This window comes from Aeromonas veronii bv. veronii (assembly GCF_000820225.1).
In the GTDB taxonomy this organism is placed as follows: Bacteria; Pseudomonadota; Gammaproteobacteria; order Enterobacterales; family Aeromonadaceae; genus Aeromonas; species Aeromonas veronii.
The window spans coordinates 69,252-94,116 of record NZ_CDDK01000031.1; the positions used below are offsets into that span (position 1 = coordinate 69,252).

At 58.2% G+C, this 24,865-nt stretch carries 22 protein-coding genes; 9 read left to right on the forward strand and 13 right to left on the reverse strand.

Annotated elements, in window-relative coordinates; genetic code table 11:
- Positions 1–4 precede the first annotated feature (4 nt).
- The gene (locus BN1139_RS12960) at positions 5–1,321 is read right to left on the reverse strand and encodes a 2-hydroxycarboxylate transporter family protein (protein ID WP_013724001.1); all 1,317 of its coding nucleotides are present in this window, start codon (positions 1,319–1,321) and stop codon (positions 5–7) included.
- A 987-nt stretch (positions 1,322–2,308) separates the two neighbouring features.
- Between BN1139_RS12960 and BN1139_RS12970 the strand changes: the two genes are divergently transcribed.
- The 5 genes from BN1139_RS12970 (at position 2,309) to BN1139_RS12990 (ending at position 6,400) form a co-directional block, all read left to right on the forward strand.
- Positions 2,309–2,821: a MarR family transcriptional regulator gene (locus BN1139_RS12970; protein WP_005349886.1), complete on the forward strand. Its 513-nt coding sequence runs from the start codon at positions 2,309–2,311 to the stop codon at positions 2,819–2,821.
- A gap of 1 nt (position 2,822) precedes the next feature.
- Positions 2,823–3,878 carry an HlyD family secretion protein gene (locus tag BN1139_RS12975; protein ID WP_005349884.1) on the forward strand — a complete coding sequence of 352 codons (1,056 nt, stop codon included), beginning with the start codon at positions 2,823–2,825 and terminating at the stop codon, positions 3,876–3,878.
- On the forward strand, positions 3,868–4,965 hold the full coding sequence (locus BN1139_RS12980) for a DUF2955 domain-containing protein (RefSeq protein ID WP_005349882.1): 1,098 nt from the start codon (positions 3,868–3,870) through the stop codon (positions 4,963–4,965). The genes BN1139_RS12975 and BN1139_RS12980 overlap by 11 nt, the downstream gene beginning before the upstream one ends.
- A 172-nt stretch (positions 4,966–5,137) precedes the next feature.
- Positions 5,138–5,902 (forward strand): substrate-binding periplasmic protein, encoded by a 765-nt coding sequence (locus BN1139_RS12985; protein WP_005349874.1) that lies wholly within the window; start codon positions 5,138–5,140, stop codon positions 5,900–5,902.
- A gap of 141 nt (positions 5,903–6,043) precedes the next feature.
- Positions 6,044–6,400, forward strand: coding sequence for an MliC family protein (locus BN1139_RS12990; protein WP_005349873.1), 357 nt, complete (start codon positions 6,044–6,046; stop codon positions 6,398–6,400).
- Between the two features lie 56 nt (positions 6,401–6,456).
- Here the strand turns inward: BN1139_RS12990 and BN1139_RS12995 are convergent, their stop codons facing one another.
- The 4 genes from BN1139_RS12995 to nrdD form a co-directional block, all read right to left on the reverse strand.
- The gene (locus tag BN1139_RS12995; protein WP_005349872.1) at positions 6,457–6,849 is read right to left on the reverse strand and encodes a TonB family protein; all 393 of its coding nucleotides are present in this window, start codon (positions 6,847–6,849) and stop codon (positions 6,457–6,459) included.
- Positions 6,850–7,026: 177 nt separating this feature from the next.
- Positions 7,027–7,197: a YqaE/Pmp3 family membrane protein gene (locus BN1139_RS21035; RefSeq protein WP_005338440.1), complete on the reverse strand. Its 171-nt coding sequence runs from the start codon at positions 7,195–7,197 to the stop codon at positions 7,027–7,029.
- 88 nt (positions 7,198–7,285) lie between these two features.
- Positions 7,286–7,771: an anaerobic ribonucleoside-triphosphate reductase-activating protein gene (gene nrdG, locus BN1139_RS13005; protein WP_013724004.1), complete on the reverse strand. Its 486-nt coding sequence runs from the start codon at positions 7,769–7,771 to the stop codon at positions 7,286–7,288.
- A gap of 100 nt (positions 7,772–7,871) precedes the next feature.
- Entirely contained in the window at positions 7,872–9,989 is a 2,118-nt protein-coding gene (nrdD, locus tag BN1139_RS13010) for an anaerobic ribonucleoside-triphosphate reductase (protein ID WP_005349869.1), read from the reverse strand.
- A 444-nt stretch (positions 9,990–10,433) separates the two neighbouring features.
- On the opposite strand from nrdD, the gene BN1139_RS13015 reads away from it, so the two are divergent.
- Positions 10,434–11,408 (forward strand): ABC transporter substrate-binding protein, encoded by a 975-nt coding sequence (locus BN1139_RS13015; protein ID WP_005349866.1) that lies wholly within the window; start codon positions 10,434–10,436, stop codon positions 11,406–11,408.
- Positions 11,409–11,471: 63 nt separating this feature from the next.
- On the opposite strand, the gene BN1139_RS21415 is transcribed toward BN1139_RS13015, so the two are convergent.
- The 4 genes from BN1139_RS21415 to BN1139_RS13030 all read right to left on the reverse strand — a co-directional run bounded on the left by BN1139_RS21415 (position 11,472) and on the right by BN1139_RS13030 (position 18,795).
- Positions 11,472–11,783: a hypothetical protein gene (locus BN1139_RS21415; protein WP_013724005.1), complete on the reverse strand. Its 312-nt coding sequence runs from the start codon at positions 11,781–11,783 to the stop codon at positions 11,472–11,474.
- On the reverse strand, positions 11,773–14,136 hold the full coding sequence (gene ligA / locus BN1139_RS13020) for an NAD-dependent DNA ligase LigA (RefSeq protein ID WP_005349864.1): 2,364 nt from the start codon (positions 14,134–14,136) through the stop codon (positions 11,773–11,775). Before ligA ends, BN1139_RS21415 begins: the two co-directional genes overlap by 11 nt.
- Before the next feature lie 99 nt (positions 14,137–14,235).
- Entirely contained in the window at positions 14,236–15,405 is a 1,170-nt protein-coding gene (gene zipA / locus BN1139_RS13025) for a cell division protein ZipA (protein WP_005349861.1), read from the reverse strand.
- A 15-nt stretch (positions 15,406–15,420) separates the two neighbouring features.
- Positions 15,421–18,795, reverse strand: a complete 3,375-nt coding sequence (locus BN1139_RS13030) for an AAA family ATPase (protein WP_005349859.1) — start codon at positions 18,793–18,795, stop codon at positions 15,421–15,423.
- 213 nt (positions 18,796–19,008) lie between these two features.
- On the opposite strand from BN1139_RS13030, the gene cysZ reads away from it, so the two are divergent.
- Complete coding sequence (gene cysZ, locus BN1139_RS13035; protein ID WP_005338455.1) at positions 19,009–19,773, forward strand: sulfate transporter CysZ; 765 nt, start codon at positions 19,009–19,011, stop codon at positions 19,771–19,773.
- A 146-nt stretch (positions 19,774–19,919) separates the two neighbouring features.
- Entirely contained in the window at positions 19,920–20,534 is a 615-nt protein-coding gene (locus BN1139_RS13040) for a trimeric intracellular cation channel family protein (RefSeq protein ID WP_005338456.1), read from the forward strand.
- A gap of 85 nt (positions 20,535–20,619) precedes the next feature.
- Here BN1139_RS13040 and BN1139_RS13045 read toward each other — a convergent pair whose 3' ends face one another.
- The 4 genes from BN1139_RS13045 to BN1139_RS13060 form a co-directional block, all read right to left on the reverse strand.
- Positions 20,620–20,871 (reverse strand): lipoprotein, encoded by a 252-nt coding sequence (locus BN1139_RS13045; RefSeq protein ID WP_005338457.1) that lies wholly within the window; start codon positions 20,869–20,871, stop codon positions 20,620–20,622.
- A gap of 47 nt (positions 20,872–20,918) precedes the next feature.
- Positions 20,919–21,464 carry a peptidoglycan L,D-endopeptidase MepK gene (mepK, locus tag BN1139_RS13050; protein WP_005338458.1) on the reverse strand — a complete coding sequence of 182 codons (546 nt, stop codon included), beginning with the start codon at positions 21,462–21,464 and terminating at the stop codon, positions 20,919–20,921.
- A gap of 164 nt (positions 21,465–21,628) precedes the next feature.
- Entirely contained in the window at positions 21,629–23,113 is a 1,485-nt protein-coding gene (locus tag BN1139_RS13055) for a L,D-transpeptidase family protein (RefSeq protein WP_005349849.1), read from the reverse strand.
- A 92-nt stretch (positions 23,114–23,205) separates the two neighbouring features.
- Positions 23,206–23,970: a substrate-binding periplasmic protein gene (locus BN1139_RS13060; protein ID WP_005349848.1), complete on the reverse strand. Its 765-nt coding sequence runs from the start codon at positions 23,968–23,970 to the stop codon at positions 23,206–23,208.
- A 316-nt stretch (positions 23,971–24,286) separates the two neighbouring features.
- On the opposite strand from BN1139_RS13060, the gene BN1139_RS13065 reads away from it, so the two are divergent.
- Positions 24,287–24,832: a hypothetical protein gene (locus BN1139_RS13065; RefSeq protein WP_041202288.1), complete on the forward strand. Its 546-nt coding sequence runs from the start codon at positions 24,287–24,289 to the stop codon at positions 24,830–24,832.
- Positions 24,833–24,865 lie beyond the last annotated feature (33 nt).

Sequence of the window (24,865 nt, forward strand, 5' to 3'; positions counted from 1 at the left end):
GGTATCAGGCGAGCAGGGAGATAAGAGCAGTGGCCAGGATCAGCATCACGGCGCCGCCAAGACGGGAGGAGATCTGGGCAAAGGGCATCAGCTTCATGCGCTGGGCCGCCGAGAGCACGGCTACGTCGCCGGTGCCGCCCATGTTGGCCATGCAGAGCCCGCCTGTGATGGCTGCCTCGATGGGATAGAAACCGATCATCCGGCCCACCAGCGCCGCGCCGAGGGCGCCACCGATCACTGTGACCATGACCAGCACGAAGTAGCTGATGGAGAAGGCGCTGATGAGCTCGGGAATACTGGTATAGGCGACGCCGATCCCCACCAGCAGGGAAGGAGTGAGGTTGCTCACCACAAACTGATACCAGTCGGCCGCCGCCTGCTCATAACGGCGCGGCAGCAGGCCGCTCACCTTGATAAAGGCGACGGCCAAAATCATCAGGGCGAAGGGGTGCATGGGGATAAAGTTGCCAAGCAGGGAGCCCAGCACAAACATGCTGGAGCTGATGAAAAGGCCCATGCCGAGACTCTGCAGGGTCGGCGCTTCGGCCTGCTCGTCAGCAATGCTCTGGCTATTTTCCTTGACCATCAGCTTGCCGTTGCCGGTCAGGGAGGGATAACGGCGACCAAGGCGCGCCAGCAGGGAGCCCACCAGAATGGCTAGGGTATTGGCGATCACCACCGCCGGTACCATGCGCGACAAGAGATCCGCACTGGACATCTGCATCGGGCCGGAGAGGATCTCCACCAGAGGCACAGCCCCCGCCCCCATGCCACCCCCCATGATCGGCAGGCCGATCAGCAGCACCGCATTCTTGAAGCCATACCCCATCAGGGAGCCGACCAGCCCCACGCTCAGCAGTGCCAGCGCTACGCCGCCAAGAATGACCGGCAGATAGCGCATGGCGGCATTTTTCAGCAAAGCGCCGCTCATGCCAAACACGGAGCCAGTCACCAGACTGGCGATAAAGAAGTTGAGAAAGCCCCCCTCCTTCATGAAGTTGGTGATGACCTGCCCCGCCTGCACCGGCAGCAGCTGGTATTCGAACAGGGCGGCGCCGCCAAAGATGGCGAGGATGGTGCCACCCCCCAGGTATTCGCGGATCGGCATGATCCGCTCCCCCAGCTCGGTCAGCAGGGTGCCCAGCACAAACATCAGTGCCAGCGCACCGACCATGCCCAGCGGCAACGAGCCGTTCCAGCCGGAAAAGAGAACGCAGGTTGCCAACCCCAGAAATATAAAGAGCGGCATACCGGCAATTTGTTGGCCGCCCATAAAGGCGGCCTTTTCTTGTGTAGTTTGTAGGGGTGAGAGGTTTTTCATTGTTATGTACTCTGCGTGTGATTGTGGCCGCTACTTTATTGAACCCCCTCGCCCCTGTCGGTTAGCCAGACTGCAAAGCCATATAAAAACATTAAAAACTTAAACATCATGGTGCCGCCAACGTGCGCAGCACAATAGAACACCAGACATCCGATACCCGACCAAGTCAGGAAATAGGGTGATAAAACGAGCGAGCCCAATGGCGGATATTTGGGTGATCAGCAGTAATAACGATGCGATGATCTCTCCCCCTTCGGGGAAATAACAGAGCCAGATGACAAGCTCTGCGACCATTTATCGCCACAGATCCTGTGAGTGATAATCAGCGGGCAATGTCATCGCCATGACGCGAGTGCTACGGCATGCCACATCAGGGTTTGAGTCGGCGTGCAGGAAGCTCCCACGATGAAAAAGGGTGAGAAGAAAGATGCAAAAAGGGGAGATTGAAATAGTGATGAGTCAAGCCAGCGAATACCAGAGCACTGGCTTGAACTCACAAGGATCACACACGGTCAGGTCTATTCTGCCAACAGCAATGGAATATTGGCGGGGTCAAAATCATGACTGATATCGGTACTTCTGATAGCGCCTTCCCGATTCACGCCATGGTGTGACTCTGCACCATATTCCCCATCACTCAACAGCACTTCAATTGCCAGATACACACATCCACTGTCATATCCATCCACAACCCGTTTCCCCCTTGTTTTATAACCCCATCAATATTAGCGGATAAAAAAAGAGCTGCTCGCTGAAGCTGAAAATTTCATGAAAATAACCACCGGATATCCTCCATTCACGGCGCAATATCCGAATCGGCAAGAGAGCCTCGAGTGGATCAGCCCCGAGAATAATATCAGGGGCTCGAATGCTGCTCGCCCTCACCAACGAAAGATCCGACCAGAAACATGACCCGCATCACACTATTTACTTAGCCTGCTAAACAAGTATGATAGTTAGCATGCTAAGTACATTGAGGATGAGAAGATGACGGATCTGGAAAGGTTGCGCGAGCTGTCGCTCGCCGAGCAGATAGCGCGGATGCACCGGCTATGGCGTACTGCCGCCGACCTGGAGCTGGCTCCCCTTGGCCTCACCCATCCCCGCTGGACCGCGCTGTGGAAACTCTCCCGCATGGGGAACCATGTCAGCCAGAAGACCCTGGCCGAAGCCCTCGAAATAGAACTGCCATCCCTGATGCGCACCCTGGGCCAGCTGGAAGAGCAGGGACTGATTGAGCGCCACTGCTGCAGTCAGGACAAGCGGGCCCGCATCGTCTGCGTGACCCCGGCAGGCCAGACCCTGCTCGATCAGATCGCCGACCGCATCATGAATATCCGCCGGGAGCTGCTGGGGGGCATCGACGAGCAGACCCTGCAACTGTTTGAAGCCACAGTGCAGCGGATCTCGGCCAACGCCCTCAGCAAAATTGAACAACACCACGACCGACAAGCCGGAGGCGATACAAGCCCTCCCGAGACCGACACAGAGAGAGAATAAGATGACCCCGGATCAACAATTTACCCGCTGGATCAAATGGTCCATGGCTGGCTTTGCCACCCTGTTTGCCTATTTTCTGATAGCCGACCTGCTGATGCCCCTCACCCCTCAGGCGATGGCGACCCGGGTGGTCACCAAGCTGGCCCCCCAGGTCAGTGGCAAGGTGATCGAGGTCGCCGTTCACAACAACCAGCAGGTCAAGAAAGGGGAGCTGCTGTTCAGGCTGGATCCGGCCCCTTTTGAACTGGCGGTGGAGCAGGCCCACCTTGCGCTGGCGCAGGCCGAGCAGCAGAACGGTGAACTGGATGCCGCCCTGACCGCCGCCGTTGCCGAGATCAACGCCAAGGAGACCCTGGCCAGCCAGAAGTGGCGCGAGGCTGAGCGCATCGATGCGCTCTACCAACGTCACATGGTTTCGCTGCAACAAAAAGATGAAGCTGACAGCGCCCTGCGCAGCGCCCAGGCCAACCTGCGCGCCAGTCAGGCCAAACTGGCCCAGATCAAGGCCAGTCGTGGCGTGACCGGTGAGGATAATCTGTTACTGCGCCAGGCCCGCAACAAGCTGGCGCAAGCGCAGTTGGCCCTCTCTTACAGCCAGGTCCACGCGGATCAGGATGGCACCATCACCAACCTGCAGCTCAAGCCGGGCAGTATCGCCAGCGCTGGCAGCCCGCTGCTGGCGCTGGTGTCGGAACAGGTAGATGTCATTGCCGATTTTAGGGAGAAGAGCCTGCGCCATGTTGGCGAGCAAACCCGCGCACTGGTGGCCTTCGATGGCGAACCGGGTCAGCTCTATCCTGCCCGGGTGAGCAGTCTGGATGCCGGGGTGAGTGCCGGTCAGTTTGATGCCAATGGTCGACTGGCCGCGCCGGTGGAGTCGGATCGCTGGGTAAGAGATGCCCAGCGGATGCGGCTGCACCTCGAGCTGGACCAGCTCCCCGATCATCTGCCAGCCGGGGCGCGAGCCACGGTGCAACTGCTGCCGGACAATGCCCTGACCGCCATGCTGGCACGGGGCCAGATCCACCTGCTCAGCCTGCTCCATTATGTCTACTAACCACGCCACTCACCCGTCGGCCAATACTGCCCCAGCCCACCCCGTCGGTGGTGCTGCCACCCACCTCTGGTATCGGCCCCTCACCGGCAACGAGCTGCGCCAGTGCCTGCGCATCGCCTTTGGGTGCACCACGGGCTTTCTGCTCTGCAAGCTGTTTGGCTGGAATTACGGGGTCTTCTATACGGTCACGCCGGTGCTGCTGCTGGGGATGGTGCCGGTGATGAATGGCCATGCCGCGCGCCAGCTGATCGCGGCGGCGGTGGTCTGTGGGGTGGAGGTCGGGCTGCTGGGGGGGCTGTTTGGCAGCCATCCGGCGCTGATGACCCCTATCGCCTTTCTGCTGTTTCTCTACCGTTTCGCCGCCATGTCGCGGGGCAGCCTGTTTCTGTTCGGGGCCAACGGGGTGCTGAGCCTCAGCATCATGCTGCACTTTGCCAGCTATCCGCAGACCGACCTCAACGACCTGATCCTCAACAATATCTGGGCGAGCATGCTGTCGGTACTAATCGCCTATCTGATGACCATGCTGATCCCGGATGTGGAGGCCAGACCCAAGCCCGCCTCGGCCCCCAAAGCACCGCACCGGATGCGCCATGAAGCCCTGCTGGGGGCCACTGTGGCCACCCTGTCGTTTCTGGTATTTCAGGTGTTTGACCTGCGCGACTCCATGTCTGCCCAGGCTACGACCCTGCTGGTGCTGTTCCCCATGCACTGGAACGGCGCCCTCAGTTATGCCCGCAAACGGGCGATGGGCACCTTGCTGGGGGTCACCTTCGGCTTGCTCGGCCAGTTGCTGCTCTATGACTGGTCAGGGCAACTGCTGCTTGTCGCTCCGCTGCTGTGGCTCGGCGCCATGCTGTTCAGCCATGCCCATGTCAAGGAGGCTGGTGGCTCCGGGGTCGGCTTTGGTGCCCTCACTACCCTCGGCATCCTGTTTGGCCAGTACCTCACTCCGGGCAACGATCTGGTGTTCAGCGCCCTCTACCGGGTGAGCAGCATCCTGTTTGCCATTGTGGTCACCCTGTTGGCCTGCTACCTCGTCCACCGGTTGCTCAATCGCTTCGAGGCGACCCGCTTCGGTTATTGATTTCCTGTTGTAAGCACTGTTGTCAGCCCATGGATGAGCTCTTTTTCGCCCCGTCGCCTGCCGGGGCGTTTTTTCGCTCGCTCGTTTACTTCCCTCACCAATACTCCTGCCACTACAAGTCAGCGCAGAAGTGTGGCTATGCTTGTAAGGCTGCTGTCGATGAGGTGTACCTATGGTTCCGTTGTTAAAAAAATGGCTGGTTTGTCTGATGCTGTTAGCTACCAGCCCGCTCGGGGCCACCCCGCTCGTCATTGGTGCCGAAGATGACTGGGCCCCCTACTGCGAGCGCGACAAGGACAATGAGGATGACCAGCCCCACGGACTGGCGCCTGAGCTGGTCAAGGCGGTGTTCGCCACCGAAGGGATCGAGATTGTCTTTCGCACCCTCCCCTTCGCCCGCTGCATGCACGATGCGAAAAGCGGCAAACTTGCGGGGTGCTTCAACGCCACCATCACCGAAGAGAACCGCTACCAGTACCACTGGCACGATACCCCCATGTTCGAGGAGGATCTTGCCATCTTCGCCCTTGCCAGCGACCCGCAACGGGATCTCAAGCTCACCTCGCTGGAGGGCAAGCGGGTGGGCATCACCCTCGGCTACACCTACCCCACCGATTTTATGGAGAACCCCAGGATCACCCGCTTTCAGGCCAAATCCGATGCCCAGATCCTCGAAATGCTGGTACGTGGCCGGGTCGACTACATCCTGATGAACGGCATGCCGGGCTACCTCAAGATCCAGCAAAAACAGCTGACCGGCAAGGTGGTCAAGGTTGGCAAGCTCTCCACTGATGGCTTCTGGCTCGCCTTCTCCCGCCACCACCCGCAAGGGGAAGCGCTGGCCAAACAGTTCGAGCAGGGGCTGCAGAAGATCAAAAACAACGGCATCTATGAGACGCTGATCCGCCAGTTTGAAACCAGACTTGGCCTCTACTGATGGCGATGCCTTCCTGATTGCACCCTCTCATACTCGCGCGGTATGCCGGACAGCCAGCGACGCACCGAATGGCCGTGCGGATTGCACAATAACGGCAACCTGTTAGGCTCACGCCCGTATGACACCAATGGAGCTGTAATCATGAATAAGGTACATATGATGGCCGCTGGTGCGCTGGCCCTCGGCCTGCTCGCTGGCTGCAATCAGGGCAATACCCTCTCAGTCACCGGTGGCGAACCGGTCAGTTACCAGTGCGAGCAGGGCAAGAAGGTGCAGGTGCGCTACTTCTCCCTCTCCGACGAAAGCCTCAACTTTATCAAGCTGTCACTGCCGGACGGCAAGGATTACACCCTGCCCCAGGCCGTCTCGGCCTCCGGCGCCCGCTATACGGACGAACATGAGGCCGTCTGGTGGAACAAGGGGGATGAGGGCTTTGTCGAGCTGCGGGATCAGGATGGCGAGTGGCAGACCGCCTACAACGACTGCAAACAGCAATAAACGTGACCCCGGCCTGGCCGGGGTCTCTCTTTCTCTGGCATAAGAGTGATGGGGGATCAGTTGATCTCGATCTCGAAGCGGTTGGTCACCTCGACCGGAATGGCATCCGGGTTGCCCTCTGCCGGGCTGTAGCGGATCCGCGAGAGGGTCGCCAGCGCGCTCTGTTCCAGTTCGCCGGGGGGCTCGGCCGCCACCACTTCCGGCTTGACCGGCGTGCCGCTGGCGTCGATTTGATAGCGAACTTCCACATACCCCTTGACCGGTTTGGCCGGCAGGGCGGGCTCGTCATTACCAAGCCATGACCACTGCTTCTCCTGAACCCAGTAGCTGGACAACTGCTCGAGAGGGATAGCGATCGGAGCGCGCTCGTGCGCTACCTCCTGACGGGATGAGCACCCCAGCAACAGTGTCACTGCCAGACCTGACCATACTGCGACTTTCCAATTCATGTAACGCTCCTTGTTCTTTGCCGGTGCTTGTTGCCGGACTGCGGGCCGCTCAACACGCGCCCTTTTGGTCAGTCACCCATCCTAACGAAAAAGTATTCGTATGAACATGAACAAAAAGGCCAACCCCGAGAGGTTGGCCCTTTTATCGTCAATGAGCTCACTAACCAGCCGCTGGCATCAGCCGCGCTTGTCGCTCACCACCAACCAGAGAGCATGGACCATGCCCGGCAGACCGCCCATCAGGGTCAGCACTATGTTGATTAAAAAGTGCAGGCTAAAGCCCACCTGGATAAACGCGCACACCGGGGGCAGGAAAATGGCCAGCAGGATCTTGAGCAGATTGTTCATCTCGGCTCTCCTTTTCAAAAAAGTCGTCAGGATTGGAATGGGCTAACCATAAACATCCCGGACTTCAACTGCAAACCAGACAGGGAATTCACTCACCGGCATCACGCCAGGCATTGAGATCGTGGATCTGCTGATTGCTGCTGCCACGCCAGAGCAGGCCCGGGTCTGCCAACTCCTTTTCAAACTTGCCATCCACCAGCACATCCAGCAAGGCCACCAGCTCGCGCTGGGCCTCTGACAGTTCGCCGAGCAGATAACCGGTCCAGCACCAGATATCCTTGCCCGGACACTCGGCGCGCACCCGTTTCACCAGTGCCAGCACGTGGGGAACATTGGCCGGGTGGAGCGGATCGCCGCCGGAGAGCGACAGACCTCGCCGTGTGATGCGGCTGTCGTTGAGATCCGCAATGATGCGATCGCTCATCGTCTCATCGAACGGCTTGCCGCCATCGAGCCGCCAGGTGCTCTGGTTGTAGCAACCCGGGCACTGATGCTCACAACCGGAGACAAACAGGGTGGCACGGGTGCCGGGGCCGTTAATCACATCGACCGGGTAGTATTGGTGGTAGTGCATCGCTTGTTTCCTGCCTCGTTCACGGGACAGCGGCATAACTGCCGCCCTCCAATGAAAATGGCCCCTTGAGTCAGGGGCCAGCTCTTCATCGCCTGTGCGCTTACATATGTTTGACGCGGCGCTTTACTTCTTCCTGCTTGCCCGCATTGAAGGGGCGCGCATCCGGGCTGCCGAGGTAGCCGCAGACACGGCGGGTCACCGACACCTTGGCCGGGTCGTGGTTGCCGCAGCGCGGGCAAGTAAAGCCCTTGGAGGTACATTCGAACTCACCGGTGAAGCCGCAGTCGTAGCACTCGTCGATGGGAGTGTTGGTACCGTAGTAGGGCACCTTGTCATAGCTGTAGTCCCAGACGTTCTCCAGCGCTTCCAGATTGTGCTGGATGTTGGGGTACTCGCCGTAGCAGATGAAGCCGCCGCTGGCGATGGGCGGATAGGGCGCCTCGAAGTCCAGCTTGTCGTACGGGTTGACCTGCTTCTCCACATCAAGGTGGAAGCTGTTGGTGTAGTAACCCTTGTCGGTCACGCCGGATACCACGCCAAACTCCTTGGCATCGATGCGGCAGAAACGGGTGCAGAGGTTCTCGCTCGGGGTGGAGTAGAGGCTGAAGCCGTAGCCAGTCTCCTCTTTCCACTCATCAATGGCCGCCCTGAGACGGGCGATGATGGCGATGGCCTTCTGTTGCAGCTCAACGCTGTCAAACAGGTGCACCTTGTCACCAAACAGGGCGTTGATGGTCTCGTGAACCCCGATATAACCGAGGGAAATGGAGGCACGACCGTTCTTGAAGATCTCGCTGACGTTGTCGTCCGCCTTCAGCCGCACGCCGCAAGCCCCTTCCATATAGAGGATCGGAGCAACCCGTGCTTTCACCCCGTCCAGACGGGTGATGCGGTACATCAGCGCCTTCTTGGCGACCCGCAGGGAGGCATCCAGACGATCCCAGAAGTCCGCTTCGTCACGGGATTTCAGGGCAATGCGCGGCAGGTTGAGGCTCACCACACCCAGGTTGTTGCGACCTTCGTGGATCAGCTCGCCATTCTCCTCGTAGGCACCGAGGAAGGAGCGGCAACCCATGGGGGTCTTGAAGGAGCCGGTCACTTTCACGACCTGGTCGTAGTTGAGGATGTCCGGATACATCCGCTTGGAGGCACACTCCAGCGCCAGTTGCTTGATGTCGTAGTTGGGATCGCCCTGCTTGTGGTTGAGGCCATCCTTGATGGCGAACACCAGTTTCGGGAACACGGCGGTCTTCTTGTTCTTGCCAAGGCCAGCGATACGGTTGCTGAGGATGGCACGCTGGATCATCCGCGACTCCCAGCTGTCCCCCAAGCCAAAGCCGAAGGTGACGAAGGGCGTCTGACCGTTGGCGGTGTGCAGGGTGTTGACTTCGTACTCCAGCGACTGGAAGGCGTCGTAACACTCTTTCTCGGTGCGAGCCATGGCGTAGGCTTCTACGTCGGCAATGCCCCACTCTTCGGCCACTTCACGGTGTTTCTGCCAGCTGATGGTCACATAGGGGGCCAGCACTTCGTCGATGCGGTTGATGGTGGTGCCGCCATAGATGTGGCTCGCCACCTGAGCGATGATCTGGGCGGTCACGGCCGTGGCGGTGCTGATGGATTTCGGGGTATCGATCTCCGCATTGCCCATCTTGAAGCCATGGGTCAGCATCCCCTTCAGGTCGATCAACATGCAGTTGAACATCGGGAAGAAAGGCGAGTAGTCGAGATCGTGGAAGTGCAGATCACCGCTCTCATGAGCCTGAACCACATCACGGGGCAGCATGTGGCTGGTGGCATAGTGCTTGGCGACGATACCGGCCAGCAGGTCGCGCTGGGTCGGGATCACCTTGGAGTCTTTGTTGGCATTCTCGTTGAGCAGGGCGGCGTTGGTCTGCTCGACCAGACCGCGGATCTCCTGCGCCAGACGGCCGCGCGCCTCGCGAGCCTGATCCCTGTCGTGACGATATTCGATATAGGCACGGGCGATGGCCTTGTCGTCGGAAGCCATCAGGTGGTTTTCGACCCGGTTCTGGATCTCGTGGATATCAACTTCACCACGCCCTTCCAGCTCCTGACTCACCGCATTGGCAATGCGGGAGGCGAGTGCCGGATTGGCCTGATTGACCGCTTCCGCCGCACGGCTGACCGCCTCTGCAATCAGCTGGGCATTGAATGGTGCGCGACATCCGTCACGTTTGATCACAACCGGTTTCATGAATTTTCCCCGTTAAAAGGCCAGGCATTTGCCTCTGGCTCACCCTTGTTGGGCCCCCCTCCCGGCATCTCGTCCTGGACGCAAATAAATTCAGCCGAGGCTTGACAAGCCTGGGCTGAAGATAGGAAGGGAACAGCTTATACACAGCTTAATAACACAACATATAGGGATTAAAAACGAATGCGTCCCTATATGTGGTGTCTATTAGGCACCAAAGCGCAGCCTCATTTCTTGATCCAGAACAGGTTTTTCAGCGAGCGGGACAGTTCACGACCAACCAAAAATAGCCCCATTCAAATCCAATCTCAAGCAGGGTGCGGGCTGGCGTCCGATCTATCAACCCGAAAAAAATCGCCCCCCGCAGCACCGGTTTCGAGATGACAGCGCCAACCAAAACCGCCCATACTGAACAAGAACTCTCTCCCCCTCGACAAGGGACAACCCATGCGCACCTCCCTGCTGTTGCTACTGCTATCCACCCTCTCACTGCCGCTCTGGGCCGCAAACATTCTGGTGATCAGCAGCTACCATCCCGAATACCTGTGGGACCAAAGCTACAACAAAGGGCTGCTCGATGGCTTGCAGGGGGAGCACAAGATCACTCACTTCTATATGGACACCAAACGCCATCCACGGGAGAAGTTCGACGAAATAGCCCAGCAAGCCATCGCCTTTTATCTGAAGAGCAAACCGGATCTGGTGGTACTGGGGGATGACAACGCCATCAACTATCTGGCCAACGAGATCGCCTCGCTGGGCACTCCAGTGGTATTTCTTGGCATGAACGAGAACCCGCGCCTCAAAGGCTTTGTCGGCCACCCCAAGATCACCGGCGTGCTGGAGCGCCCCCTGCTCAAACGCAACATCAGCGAAATAAGCCAGATGATGGGAGGGCTCGACAAGGCACTGGTGCTGTTTGATTCCAGCAATGTGGCCCTCACCGCCATCGAGGATGAATTCAAGACCCAGACCGAGCTGCGGGTCGGCCAGACCCGGATCAACAGCCAGCTGATGGGGGATTACAGCCTATGGCAGGAGGCGGTGCTCAACGCCAAGAAGAACGGCTATCAGGCGATCTTCCTCGGCCTCTACCACACGCTGGTCGATGACAATGGCAAGCATGTGAGCGAAAAGACGGTGCTGGAGTGGACCAGCGCCAACACGCCGGTGCCGCTCTTCTGTTTCTGGGAATTTACCGTCGGCAAGGGGATGGCCATCGGCGGGCTGGTGCTGGACGGCCACGATCAGGGGATACAGGCAGCCAGCCTCACCAATACCATTCTGGCGGGCACCCTGCCCCGTACCATCTCCCCGCGCGCGGCCTTGCGCGGCGAATATGTCTTCAGCAAGAGCGAGCTGGCCCGCTGGCAGCTCACCGTGCCCGACAAATGGCGTCACAAGATCCTCTGGCGTGAGTGAGAACCTAAACATCCAGAAAAAAGAACCCGGCACTAAGGCCGGGTTCATAGACATGGATAATGTTTATCCAGCCATGACTCTTTCAAAACGAGCGGTCTTACGTTTAACGTCTTTCTTCATCTGCTCCAACTCTGCTTCACTCTCTTTCAAAGAAAGATAATGAGAACACAACTCGGAACCTAAAAAATCAGACCTGAAAACATCATTAATTTGGCCGTTCAATATACCTTCAATTATTCCTGATTTATGCTTACACTTCTTTCCATAAGAACCAGCAGCACAATCACAATATAAATTGAATACGCCATTACTTTCTTTAACAATAACGGTGTACACATTACCTTCACTTCCATCAACAGAATACTTAAATTCCATTTTCAGACTCCAGAAGAGAACGCAATTCATCTTCATTAATGATTTTTATACCTAGCTCGGTCGCTTTTTTCAATTTGCTACCAGCCTTATCACCCATAATCAACATATCTGTATTTTTTGACACTGAAGTTTTAGATTCACCACCAAGCTCCTTTAGTTTTGAATTCAATTTATCCCTCGACATGAACGTAAAACTGCCAGTGATTACAAATGACTTACCCGCGATAAAACTATCTGATTTTTCCGCTGGCTCAGAATCCAATAAATCGTCAACATCCAATAGTGCATGTTTATCAACATAGATCTTGACCGCATCAAGCAAGGGCTTCTTCTCTTTAATACCTTTGACAACTGCATCAATTTTTTGCTTACTGATACTTGTGCCAGCTGTGGTTGTGATACCAACCAAATCACCATGCTGTAAACCATTGCACAACTGATCCAAAGTTATTTCTTTAGATATAGCTTCAGAGAAAGTCTTAGCAACGCCATCAATATTTAAACCTTCAATGATTTTTGCCATTGAAAATTTTCTTTTATACATTCTGGATATTGATATTCCAGATCTTTCCACACCCATTACATCGGCTAGTTCCATAACCGAATCGCTTACTGAAGCAGCACTAAAATAGTCTGATATTTCCGCATCAATATCTAAACCGATACCATTTATCTGACTAATAATTCCTCTCGGTGCTGAAATTATATTATCCAAGCATCCAAGCTCAACAATCAGTCTTTCTGCTACAACTTGACCAACAGATGGAATTCCCAATCCAAATAAAAAGTCGATAGAGGATGTTGTACCAATTTTAGCCTGGATAGCATCAAATGCATTTTTTGCTGAAACTTCAGCAAAACCATCTAATTTTAAAAAATCATCAACACTCAATCTAAATAGATCTGCTGGATGTTTAACTAATCCACCATCTACTAACTGTTCAATGACTTTATCACCAACACCTTCTATATCAACCGCATTACGGCTAACGAAATGTTTGAGAGATTCTTTGACTTGAGCTAGACAATTTAACCCTCCCGTACATTTACGAGTCGCAAGTATTTTTTCGAGTGTTTTGGTTTTTTGTTGGACGATCTTTTTCTCTTGAACAATATCCGAACCGCACACCGGGCACTCGGTCGGGAAGAGGATCGCGCGGGCGTCGCTTGGGCGCTGCGCCTCCACCACGGCGACGATCTGCGGGATCACATCCCCTGCCCGGCGCACGATCACGGTATCGCCGACCATGACGCCAAGACGCTCGATCTCGTCGGCGTTGTGCAAAGTGGCGTTGGAAACGGTCACGCCGCCGACAAACACCGGTTTAAGCTTGGCCACCGGCGTCACGGCGCCGGTGCGGCCGACCTGGAACTCGACGTTCTCAAGCAGGGTCATCTCCTCCTGCGCTGGAAACTTGTGGGCAGTCGCCCAGCGCGGGGCGCGGGCCACAAAGCCGAGCTCCTCTTGCAGGGGGATGGCATCGACCTTGTAGACCACGCCGTCGATCTCGTAAGGGAGCTCGCCACGACGGGCCAGAATGTCGTCGTGGAACGCCTGACAACCGGCAGCCCCCTCTTTGAGCTTCACCTCGGGACTAAGCGGCAGCCCCCACGCTTTGAGCTGATTGAGGCGACCAAAGTGAGAGTCACCGAGCAGCTCGCCGCCAACACCGACACCGTAAGCGTAAAAGCTCAGGGGACGGCTGGCGGTGATGCGTGAATCGAGCTGACGCAGGCTGCCAGCAGCGGCATTGCGCGGGTTGACAAATACCTTCTCGCCCGCTGCCAGCGCCTTGGCGTTCATCGCCTCAAAACCGGCCTTGGGCATAAAGACTTCGCCACGCACCTCCAGCCGATCGGGCCAGCCAGAGCCCCGCAATGCGAGCGGAATGGCCTTGATGGTACGCACGTTCTCGGTGATCTCCTCACCGGTGGCGCCATCGCCCCGGGTGGCCGCCTGCACCAGCTGACCATTTACATAGAGCAGGCTCACCGCCAGACCATCGAGCTTGGGCTCGCAGCAGAAGGTAAAACGCACGTCACGCTTGAGGCGATCGCTCATCCGTTGTTCGAACGCCTGCAACTCTTCGCTGCTAAAGACGTTATCCAGACTGAGCATGGGGATCTCGTGACGCACCTGACTGAACGCCGTCAGCGGCTGGCCGCCGACCCGCACGCTGGGCGACGCCGGTGTTTTCAGCTCGGGGTGGTCAGCCTCCAGCGCGATCAGTTCGCGCATCAGGCGATCGTATTCGGCATCCGGCACTGTGGGGTTATCCAGCACATAGTACTGGTGACCATATTCGGTAAGCAGTTCACACAATTGACGGTGGCGGGAGAGGGTGTCGCTCATGAAAAAGTCTCGAAGTGTGATTGAACATACGGCCGGGGTAGAAACAAAAATGCGGTACCTGGGTACCGCACTTTTTCTTCACTCGACCCGCATGGCGTATTAGTCGCGACTGGCCTCGTAGGCAGCCAGCTCGTGACGGTAACGGGCAATGGTCTCATCGCTCAGCGGGCTGCGATCCATATCGGTCAGCATGGCATCGAGATCGCTGGCCAGCTGATCGGCAGCCTGCAGCATGTCCTCGAAGGCAAACGCGGCATTGCTGCGCAGCGGCAGTTGCATGAACAGGGAGACACCCGGCGTGGTGAACTGCTCCATCCTGTACGGGTTGAAGGTACCCGGCTTGACCATGTTGATCATGGAGAAGAGCACTTCACCCTTGCCGTTGGGATCTTCGTGACGGTGGAAAATATCCATCTCGCCAAACTTGAAGCCCAGCGCCATCAGGGATGAGAGCAGGGTCGCACCTTGCAAGTCGTGACCCGGACGGCCCATCAGGTTGATGACATAGACATCCTGCCAGATCTTCTCGACCGGCTGGGGCGCCATGCGCGGCTCTTCAACCACAGGTACAGGTGCCACATAGGCAGGCTCTTCATACACAGGCTCGGGAGCCACATGACGGGGCTGCGGCTGATAATCCGGCTCGGGAGTACGCACCGGTTCGGCACGAACGGTGTCAGCGGTACGGACTGTCTCTGCACGGGCACCAAAAGTCGGGGCGGTCGCGTAGGCGGGCTCGACCAGCGGCTCGTCGTCCAGCGACTGCATCATGGGCTCGCGCTGGGGACGGGAACGGTAGACTGGGGTACGACGATTGACCTGAGCAGGTTTGCGCACCGGCGCGGCGGGCGCCTCGTCGATCTCCTCGGGCAGCGGTTCGTCGAACGCTTCCTCCTCTTCATAGACAGGAGGCGGCGGAACCGGGCGGGCAGCAGGCTTGCGCACTACGGGCGGCGGCAGATCGTCCTCGTCATCTTCATCATCAAAGGCGGGGACGGCAGGGCGACGACCGAGTTCCGGCTGGCGGCTCTCTTCACTGCGCAGCTTGGGCTCGGCACGACGGCCACCACTGACCACGCGTACCTGGCCGATGCCATCGCTGTCGAAGGCGTCGTTATCACGATCCCGCGACTTGGAGTCCATCCGTCCAATCGGTTTCTCTTTGATCGGTGCCTGACGATTCTTTTTGTTGCTCCACAACCCGTGAATGAGCAATGCCGCAATAGCAATACCGCCCAGGGCAACCAAGATGTAACGCAATTCCTGCATTAGCTGCTTCTCTTTCTAGTTTTGCTCAGCCAAAGCGACGGCTTCACCGATATCGACCGACACAATGCGAGAAACCCCGGGCTCTTGCATCGTGACGCCAACCAGCTGCTCAGCCATCTCCATGGAGACCTTATTATGACTGATGTAAACGAACTGTACTGTGCTCGACATCTCTTTGACAAGAGAACAGAAGCGACCGACGTTCACTTCATCGAGCGGTGCATCCACCTCATCCAGCAGACAAAAAGGTGCTGGGTTGAGTCTGAAGATGGCAAAAACCAGCGCAAGCGCGGTTAACGCCTTCTCCCCCCCGGAAAGCAGGGCAATGGTAGCATTCTTCTTACCCGGAGGTCTCGCCATGATGCTCACTCCGGCCTCCAAAAGATCATCGGAGGTAAGCTCAAGCCAGGCACTGCCCCCACCGAACACTTTTGGAAACAGGGATTTTAAATCTTCGTTGACCTTATCGAAAGTGTCCCGGAACCGTATTTGTGTCTCTTTATCAATTCTTTTAATGGCTTGGCTCAAGGTTTCCAGCGCTTGCTCGAGATCCTGGCACTGATTTTCAAGATAGGTTGCCCGGTTTTTCGCCTCTTCGTACTCCTCCAGCGCCGCCAGGTTGATGGCGCCGAGCGCCTCCACTTGCCCCTCCAGGGTCTGGATCTCCTGCCGCAACTTGCTGCGATCAGCGGCGATCAACACTGCCTGATCGAGATCTACCAGTCGAACCCCCAACTCTTCGAACTGCTCGTGCAGCCCCTGTCGACGGGTGAGGTTGCGTTCGCGCTCAAGGCGCAGGGTTGCCAGCTTCTCCTGCAACGTCACCAGCTGCTTGTGATCGGCACTTCTGGCCTGCTCCAGCTCACCGAGCTGGCGCTCCAGCTCCGCAAGCCGTTGATGGCAGGCGAGCTGCTGCGCCTCCAGATTACGCTGCTCGGCCAGCAGGGGCGCCAGATCCGGCACTGCCTCGCTATCCGGCCCTTTCAGCCCGGCCAGCTCCAGCCCGAGCCTCGCCAACTCCTCTTCGCCCAGGGTAATGAGTTGGCGCAGATTGCCCAACTCCAGTTGCAAACGCTGGCAGGCCGCTTGTTGCTGCTCGCGGCGCACACGGGCCTCGTCGACCGCCCGCTCGCAGCGGGTCAGCAGCTCCTGAGCAACCTGTAACCCTTGTGTCAGCGGCTCCCCCTGTTCCTGCAACTCGGCAAGGCGCGCCTCATCAAGTTCCAGTTGTTCACGGGCGCTGGCCAGTCGCGCTGCCTCTTCGGCCTGCTCCTGATCGAGCCGGCTCAGCTCTTCGCCAAGCTGACCGAGCCGCTGCAACCGCTCCTGCCGCTGACCCTGTTGCAGGCTCCAGGCTTCGCGCAGTTGTTGCCATTTCAGCTCTTGCTCGCGCAAGGTTCGCTGCGACAACTCCTGCGCACTGGCAAGCTGGGCACGCCGGGCATCGGCTGAGACAAGTTGCTCGCTCAGCTGTGCCAGCCCCGCGGCAACCTTATCCTGCTCGGTATGCAACCGCTCACGCTCACCGAGCAGCGCCATGGTGCCGAGCGCCACGCCCTGCCCCAGATCTGCCCAGTTTGGCCCCAGCCAGTCGCCAGCAGGAGTCAGTACCGACTCACCGGCCGCAAGGCTTGGCTGGCGGGCCAATGCGGCCTCCCGGCTCTCCACCAGCCAGATGGCGTTGAGGAAGGCAGGAATATGCTCACCACCCAGTTGCGCCGCCAGCGTACCGGCAACCGCCGGTTGCGCCGGGCCAATCCAGAGCCCCTCTTGCGCCAGATTGCACTCGTCCGCCGGCGTTGCGGTGAGCCAGCGACCCAGCACTTTATCGAGCGCCTGTGCCCATTCGGGGGCAACCTGCAACCGGTCGGCCAGAGTCGCCCCCTCCATCTGTTCGCCGAGGATCTGATCCAGGGTCGCCAGCCGCGCCTCCAGCTCCCGTTGCAGGCTCAACTGCTGGCCATGCTGCTGCTTGAGTTGTTCATGGGTGTCGACCGCCTGCGCCAGCTGCTCGGTCAGCTCGCCATTGGCCGCCCGCGTCAGCTCCAGCTCACCACTCAGGGCATCGAGGGCCGGTTGCAGATCGTCGGCCTCTGTACCGAGGGGGCCAGCGCGTTCATCTTCCAGCTTGAGGCGGGCCAGTCGGGTCTTGGCTTGCAGCTCCTGCAGGCCACCCAACCGGGTGCGAGTCTGGTTGAGCTGGCCCTGCAACCCGGCCAACTGTTGCTGCCACTGCTGCTGGCGCAGGCGGGCCTGCTCCAGCTGCTCGCTGGCGTGCTGGCGGGCCTCCTGCTGCTCGGTAAGCAACTGCTCACACTGCTCCAGCCGGGCGCTCTCCTGCTCGGCGCGCAATACCCCTTCGGTCAGTTGATCCTGCTGGCTGGCAAGCTGCGCCTTGCGGGTAGCAATCCGCTCGCCCAGCGCCTCTGCACGGGCCTGCCAGTCGCGCCCCAGTTCACTCTGGTGCAGTTGCTGTTGCTCGAGACGGGCGATGGCCTGCCCGCCGAGAAAAATCTGTTGCTGACGGCTCGCCTGCTCGGCTTGCGCCTCTTGTCTGGCGACCGACAGGGTGACGTGGCGCCCCTCATCCGCGGTGCGCTTGGCATCGAGCGCAGCCAGCGCCTGCTCGGCCTGCGCCAGTTCAGTTTTGGCCTCGCCAAGGCGCGTCTCCAGCGCCCACAACTCGGAGCCAATCAGCTCGGCGCGAGCGGCGCGCGAACGACTCTTGAGCTGTTTGTAGCGCTCGGCCGTTTCGGCCTGGGCTTTGAGGTGGTCAAGGCGCGAACCCAGCTCGCCGCGAATATCGCCGAGGCGCTCCAGGTTCTCCTGAGTGTGGCGAATGCGCTGCTCAGTCTCGCGGCGCCGCTCCTTGTAGCGGGAAACCCCGGCGGCCTCTTCCATAAAGAGCTTGAGATCGGCCGGACGCGACTCCACCAGTCGGCTGACAGTGCCCTGCTCGATGATGGCGTAGCTGCGGGGGCCAAGACCGGTGCCGAGGAAGAGGTCGGTCACATCCTTGCGGCGGCACTTCTGGCCGTTGATCTGATAGTGGTTGGAGCCGTCGCGCAGCACTTCGCGGCGCACCGAAATCTCGGTAAAGCGGCCGAACTCGCCGGGCACCCGGTTATGGGGATTGTCGAACACCAGCTCGACCGAGGCGCGCCCGTGCGCACTGCGGTTGATTGAGCCGTTGAAGATGACATCGGTCATGTTCTCGCCGCGAAGATGGCGGGCGGAGCTCTCCCCCAGCACCCAGCGCACCGCGTCGATGACGTTGGATTTGCCACAGCCATTGGGGCCCACCACGGCGGTCATGTCTGCCGACAGTTCGATGCGGGTCGGCTCGACGAACGACTTGAAGCCGGCGAGTTTGATCAGTTTCAGACGCATGGCGACCTGTATCAGTGGCTAAATAAAGAGGATGCGGGCAGGTGACTTTACCAAATCCAGACCCGGCTTTGTTTGTAATATGCAGGCATCATCCCCATTCATGCCCGATTTTTGGTCGCCGCGGCACGAAATAAGGAATAGTCGGCGACTTTACCAAATCAAAGGCTTGTTTGTAATATGCTGGCAGTTCTCCCATGCATAGATGGAGCTCACATGAGCCAATCACCCCATATGGTCAAAGATTCAATCAGCGGTGCAGATTATTTTCTGCGCGGTTTTTCCCTCATTCGCCAACCGGGCATCCGCACCTTTGTGCTGATCCCCCTGCTGGTCAACTTCGTGCTGTTTGCCGGGGCCTTCTATGCCCTGCTGCTGCAACTGGACGGCCTGTTCGCCTGGCTCCACCAGCAGATCCCCGCCTGGCTCGACTGGCTGGACTACCTGCTGTGGCCCATCGCCCTCATCACCATACTGGTGGTCTTCTCCTTTATCTTCAGCTCGGTTGCCAACTGGGTAGCCGCCCCCTTCAACGGCCTGCTGGCGGAGAAGGTGGAGCAGATCCTCACCGGCCAGCCCGCCAATGACAGCGGCATGCTGGATATCGTCAAGGATGTGCCACGCACCTTCGGCCGCGAATGGACCAAGCTGAAGTATTACCTGCCCAAGGCCATCGGCTGCCTGATCCTGTTTCTGATCCCTGTGGTGGGCCAGACCCTGGCGCCGGTGCTCTGGTTCCTGTTCAGCGCCTGGATGATGGCGATCCAGTATGTGGATTATCCGTTCGACAACCACAAGATCGACTTCATCACCATGCGCGACGCCTTGAAGCAGCGCCGCGGCAAGTGCCTCAGCTTCGGCGCTTTGGTGACCCTATTCTCCGCCATTCCGGTGGTAAACCTCTTCGTGATGCCGGTTGCCATCTGTGGCGCCACCGCTATGTGGGTCGATCACTACCGGCAGGAGCAGTTGGGGCGCTAACCCTTGAACATTGATTAGAAAAAGGCACCCGAAACGGTGCCTTTTTCGTATTTAGCATGAATTAAATTAATGCATGCATTCGATAGCTTGTCCCATATGACACGAGTTGGTAGGATTCTGGCCTTTCTCGTTCCCTGGGATATCTCATGTTACATGCACTCTTCTTGGTGGGCCTGGTGGCCGAAGGGATGACCGGCGCGCTGGCCGCGGGTCGGCGACGGATGGATCTGTTTGGTGTGGTGATCATCGCCTCGGCGACGGCCATCGGTGGTGGCACCATCCGCGATGTGCTGCTCGGCCACTATCCGCTGCTCTGGATTGAACATCCGGAATATGTGCTGCTGGTTGCCGCAGCCGCGATGGCGGGTGTGGTCTCCGCCCCCCTGATGCGCTATCTCGGCAAGCTGTTCATGGCCCTTGATGCCCTGGGACTGGTGGTCTTCTCCATCTTCGGTGCGGCCCGGGCGCTGGATATGGGCCACGGCGCCGGTATTGCCTGCATCATGGCGGTGGTGACCGGGGTCTTTGGCGGTGTGCTGAGGGATCTGCTCTGCCAGCGGATTCCACTGGTATTTCGTCGCGAGCTCTATGCAGCCATTTCGCTGATCACCGCAGCCCTCTACTGTCTGGCGCTGGATCAGGGCTTGCCGACCAACTGGGCCGCGTTCGGTTCCATCGGGATCGGCTTTGTACTGCGGCTGCTGGCGGTACGTTTCAAGTGGGGACTCCCCACCTTCAACTACCAGTACGCGACCCACTGAGTACGCCAGCTTCTGGCGAGGCGGGTTGGATTGCGAGCAACAAAAAAGCGCCCGAGCGGCGCTTTTTTCATGGACGGTCTGCGACTCAGTTAATCCCTTCCGAGCTGAAGAAGGTCGCCTTGTCGGCGATAAAGCGGATCTTGATGTTCTTCCCTTCCCCACCCCAGAGGCAGCTGGTGGTGCCCAGCGCATCGTCACAGCGCTCCGCCTTGCCCAGAATGGTGCTGGCCTCGGCGTAACTCATCCCCATCTTCAACTGGTCGTAATTTTCACGGTTGAGCTTGCTGCAACCGGTCAACAACAGGGCGATCAGGCCGCCAATCACTATCTTTTTCATCGCTATCTCCTCTCTGGTGGAAAGAGCTTGGCAGCTTGCCAACCCCTTTACCAGCTGCGCACCGGGCCAGTATCGAGGTGAACGAAGTTGTCACGGGGATAGTAACCAACCCCACCCACCTTGAGCTGGAGCGCCGCCTTGCGCAGATGGGCTAGCTGTACGCCGGGGATCCGCACATCCACCGCCTGCCCCAGGGTGTGGTAGCTGTGCTTGGCCACGCCGCGGCTCTTGTGGCGCTTCTGACGATTGGTCGCCGGGGCGCGATAGCCGGAGATCAGCTGGATTTCGCTGCGCCGACCCAGCTTGTGCTGCAACAGAAACAGTTGATCAAAAAGCTTCTTGTCGATGTTGAACACTTCATTGCGCCGGTAATCACGGAAGATGTGGTTGAGCTCGGCCAACCCGTCGCTCAGATAGTGGCCATTTTCCCAATAGCTGGCGCGCACCCGCTCGCCGGTATTGAGATTGAAGAAACTGAGTTCACGCCCGGTGGTACTGCGGCTGGCCAGTGCAGGGAAGGAGATCAGCGAGCTGCCCAGCAGGCAACCGGCTCCCAGCAACAGGCGACGTCGACTTATCTCTTGTTCCAGCATAAGGGGTTCGTCCATCGCAGATTCAAGCGAAAATAGTTGAATAAGATCACTGACTGAATGTGATACAGGCGCTTGAAACTACCCTCCGGCAGGGGGAACTGTCAAACCACAATCGCCCATAGAAAAGCCCGGCACAGGCCGGGCTTTTCACTCTGTGGCAGGGATCACAGCAGGCGGCTCTGGAAGCTGACCCGATCAAATCCGTAGATGTCGTTGCGCAGTTGCTGGCGACCATTTTCGTCGATCCAGCTGCTCCAGTAGACGGTAAAGACCGGGATCGGCGTGGTAAGCGGCAACCATTTGGTCTGGCTCTCCTTGAGGATATTGGCCACCTTGTCCGGCTGATAGCGGGAGTCCGCCAACAACAGCTCGGCCAGATCGTCAGCATGCTCCACCCGGATGCAACCCGAACTGAAGGCGCGCGCCCCCTGTTCGAACAGCGCCTTGCGCGGGGTGGAGTGCAGATAGATGGCGTCATTGTTGGGCAGGTAGAACTTGTAGCGCCCCAGGGCATTGTGATCCCCCGGCTTTTGCCGCAGGCGATAGGGGAAACCGGCGGCCAGCGCCTGATGCCACCCCTCTTCGGTGAACTGGACCGGATTGCCCTCGCTGTCGATCACCTCGAACTGCTCGCGACTCAGATAGGCGGGATCGCGACCCAGCTTGGGCAGGATGTCCTTGCTCAGGATGGAGCGCGGCACATGCCAGGAGGGATTGAGCACGATGGAGCGAATTTCGCTGGCCAGAATGGGGGTGGCCCGCTGCTCCTTGCCGACGATGACCCGGCTGGTAAACACCTCGTTGCCGGACTCCACCACGCTCAGACGGTAGTCGGGAATATTGACCAGCACGTAGCGGCCACCGGCGAGTTGATCCACCAGATCGCGACGCCACAGGTTACGCAGCAGCAGGCTGGCGCGCACTTGCGGGCCGGTATTGAGCCAGGAGCGGGTCTGACGGCCGATGATGCCGTCCGCGGTGAGACCGTGACGACGCTGGAACTGCTTGATGGCCTGCTCGGTATCACCATCGTAAATCTGATCACCATGGCTCGGGGCGCTGTCGCCCAGCTCGTTGAGCATGGCGCGGATTTGGCCAAGCTCGGCTGAGCTCTCTCCGGCACGCAGGGTCGGCATATCGAGGGTTGGCCACTTGCTGGCCATCGGCATTGCCAGCAGTTTGTGCACTTTAGCCCGCACCGCCTCGTATTCCGCCACCTGGGGGCGCAGGGATTTCACCTGGGTGAGCAGGTCATCATCGCTGGGCTGGGTCACCACAGGGCGGTTCAAATCGAGTTTGAGGGTCTTCATCTGCTCGCGCGAGACCAGATCCATCCCCCGCCAGGCGTGCTGGAAACGACTGAGCTTGGTAAAAATGTCGTCATAGATGGCACCACGCTTGTCTGCAGGGGCGGCCTGCAGACGCTTCCACAGCGTGAAAAAATCGGGGTGCAGCTGGGCTAGCACAGCCTCTTGCAACTGCTGCTCCAGCTCGACACGGGCCTGTTCGGCCTGACTGCCCTGATACCAGTCGTGTCCGGTTTCACTGGCCGCCACCACGACTTGTGCTTCGGTCGCATGTACCGCGCCAGCGGGCAAACATCCCAGCCACACCAGATTGGCAAGGGCCAGCCAATACTTCATCCCCATGGGTACCTCAAAACGGTTTGTTCACTCTGTCGGGCCTGACAAGCAGACCCGATGCTCAGGCCGCTCATGATGCGTGAACGGCCAATACTTTGCTAGCGCCCGGGGGCATAACGCTGCCAGATAATGTCATACGCATCGGTCTCCTTGAACCGCGCCAACGCCTGATTAAATTGTTGCAAGAACTGCGGCGAAAAGCTGCGCTTGCCCAACATAAAGAAGCTCGGCGATTCAGATACCACCATGGGGTGGCTGGTGAACAGACCGCTCATCCCCTCCTTGTTAAGGGCGCTGGGGGTAGCCAGCATGTCACCGAGAAAACCGTCGATCCGCCCGCGGGCCAGCTTCTCATAATTTTGCTGGTCGCTCACCGCACTCACCTGTTTGGCATAGCGAGCGAGCAGCGACATCACTTCCTCACCATAGAAGTACTCTTTGGTAACACCGAGGGAGTAACCACTGGCCAGCCAGCTCGTCAGATCCTGTTCGGGATAGTGGCTGCCCTTGCGGATCCACAGCAAGGTGCGCCCCGGGTTGTAGGAGTCGGAAAACCAGGCATAACGGGCGCGCTCATCATTGATATTCGCCTCCATCGCCATGTCTATCTCGCCATGCTCCATTTCGTGCAGTACCCGCTTCCAGGGCAGCTCCACATAGTTGACCTTGCAGTGCATGGAAGTGAGCACAGCCGTCAGCACCTCGGCGGCATAACCGCGCACCTCTTGCGGTGAATCGGCTTCGTAATAATGGTAGGGGGGCCAGTTATCGTAACCGACCTGAATAGGCTCGGGACACAGGGCCTTGGCCAATGCCATTGGCGCCCATAATCCAAGCAACAGACAGCAAGAGATCCACTTCATATGTCATCCTTGACGAATAAGTGAGTCATCATAAATCGCCCTCTGCAAAATGGCGATAGAGGCCAGATGACTATCGCATCCGCTAGAAAATGACGCAGCAAAGCACGTCTATTTGCCAAATGCTCCGCCGGAGCGCCACTGGCAACCTGTGCCCCGCCAGACCTGTTTAACCGGGAAACAGCAACGTTTGGAACAGGGGCAAAAAGGGGTTAATATGTGACCAAATATTTTTTTGTGATCCACTATGCTTTTTTTGCAATTGGATTAGCATATGCGCGACATCGGCCTACCCATTCTGTCAGGCATAGAGAGTGATATGACGTACAAAAAGTTCGGTTTTTTGACTGCCATTCTGGCGTTAAGCGGTTTTTATCTTTACACCCTCTATCTGGCTGCTCACCCCAACGTGAGCCTGGCCTACAAACTCTATTATCTGGAAGGCAAGACCCGCTTCTGGGAACACAACTCCAGCATGACCTATCAGCCAGGTAACGAGCTCAATCTGACCAAGCCGAGCCGCTTCCTCTCCAGCGAAGGCTGGGCCAAGAAGCCGAGCGATGAAGGTACCCTGCTCAGCGGTCAGGGCGGTCTCTACTTTGTGCTGCCCAAGCAGGCGGCCAATCCGGATCAGCTTACCGTACAGGCCCGCATCAATAGCCCGGAAGCCGGTGCCCTGTTGAAAGTGGCGCTGGGTCACGACTTCACCACCACGGTGAAACTGGCCAAAGCGGGCATCAACGAAATCCGCCTCAGTCTGCCCGGCGACTCACTCACGGCAGATCCCAAGCGCCCCAATTTTCTGGCGCTCTCGGCACCAACTCCCATCAATGTGCAGTCGGTACGTTTGACCGTAGCCCAGTGATCCTTGCCCCGAATACCATTTTATAAAAACAAC

Coding starts and splice junctions, on each gene's coding strand:
- zipA (WP_005349861.1), bottom strand. CDS start 15,405: ATGCAGGAATTGCGTTACATCTTGGTTGCCCTGGGCGGTATTGCTATT.
- cysZ (WP_005338455.1), top strand. CDS start 19,009: ATGAGCCAATCACCCCATATGGTCAAAGATTCAATCAGCGGTGCAGAT.
- BN1139_RS13055 (WP_005349849.1), bottom strand. CDS start 23,113: ATGGGGATGAAGTATTGGCTGGCCCTTGCCAATCTGGTGTGGCTGGGA.
- BN1139_RS13045 (WP_005338457.1), bottom strand. CDS start 20,871: ATGAAAAAGATAGTGATTGGCGGCCTGATCGCCCTGTTGTTGACCGGT.
- mepK (WP_005338458.1), bottom strand. CDS start 21,464: ATGCTGGAACAAGAGATAAGTCGACGTCGCCTGTTGCTGGGAGCCGGT.
- BN1139_RS13065 (WP_041202288.1), top strand. CDS start 24,287: ATGACGTACAAAAAGTTCGGTTTTTTGACTGCCATTCTGGCGTTAAGC.
- BN1139_RS12995 (WP_005349872.1), bottom strand. CDS start 6,849: ATGAATTGGAAAGTCGCAGTATGGTCAGGTCTGGCAGTGACACTGTTG.
- BN1139_RS21035 (WP_005338440.1), bottom strand. CDS start 7,197: ATGAACAATCTGCTCAAGATCCTGCTGGCCATTTTCCTGCCCCCGGTG.
- BN1139_RS12985 (WP_005349874.1), top strand. CDS start 5,138: ATGGTTCCGTTGTTAAAAAAATGGCTGGTTTGTCTGATGCTGTTAGCT.
- BN1139_RS13060 (WP_005349848.1), bottom strand. CDS start 23,970: ATGAAGTGGATCTCTTGCTGTCTGTTGCTTGGATTATGGGCGCCAATG.
- BN1139_RS12990 (WP_005349873.1), top strand. CDS start 6,044: ATGAATAAGGTACATATGATGGCCGCTGGTGCGCTGGCCCTCGGCCTG.
- BN1139_RS12960 (WP_013724001.1), bottom strand. CDS start 1,321: ATGAAAAACCTCTCACCCCTACAAACTACACAAGAAAAGGCCGCCTTT.
- BN1139_RS12970 (WP_005349886.1), top strand. CDS start 2,309: ATGACGGATCTGGAAAGGTTGCGCGAGCTGTCGCTCGCCGAGCAGATA.
- ligA (WP_005349864.1), bottom strand. CDS start 14,136: ATGAGCGACACCCTCTCCCGCCACCGTCAATTGTGTGAACTGCTTACC.
- BN1139_RS13030 (WP_005349859.1), bottom strand. CDS start 18,795: ATGCGTCTGAAACTGATCAAACTCGCCGGCTTCAAGTCGTTCGTCGAG.
- BN1139_RS12975 (WP_005349884.1), top strand. CDS start 2,823: ATGACCCCGGATCAACAATTTACCCGCTGGATCAAATGGTCCATGGCT.
- BN1139_RS13040 (WP_005338456.1), top strand. CDS start 19,920: ATGTTACATGCACTCTTCTTGGTGGGCCTGGTGGCCGAAGGGATGACC.
- nrdD (WP_005349869.1), bottom strand. CDS start 9,989: ATGAAACCGGTTGTGATCAAACGTGACGGATGTCGCGCACCATTCAAT.
- nrdG (WP_013724004.1), bottom strand. CDS start 7,771: ATGCACTACCACCAATACTACCCGGTCGATGTGATTAACGGCCCCGGC.
- BN1139_RS13015 (WP_005349866.1), top strand. CDS start 10,434: ATGCGCACCTCCCTGCTGTTGCTACTGCTATCCACCCTCTCACTGCCG.
- BN1139_RS21415 (WP_013724005.1), bottom strand. CDS start 11,783: ATGGAATTTAAGTATTCTGTTGATGGAAGTGAAGGTAATGTGTACACC.
- BN1139_RS12980 (WP_005349882.1), top strand. CDS start 3,868: ATGTCTACTAACCACGCCACTCACCCGTCGGCCAATACTGCCCCAGCC.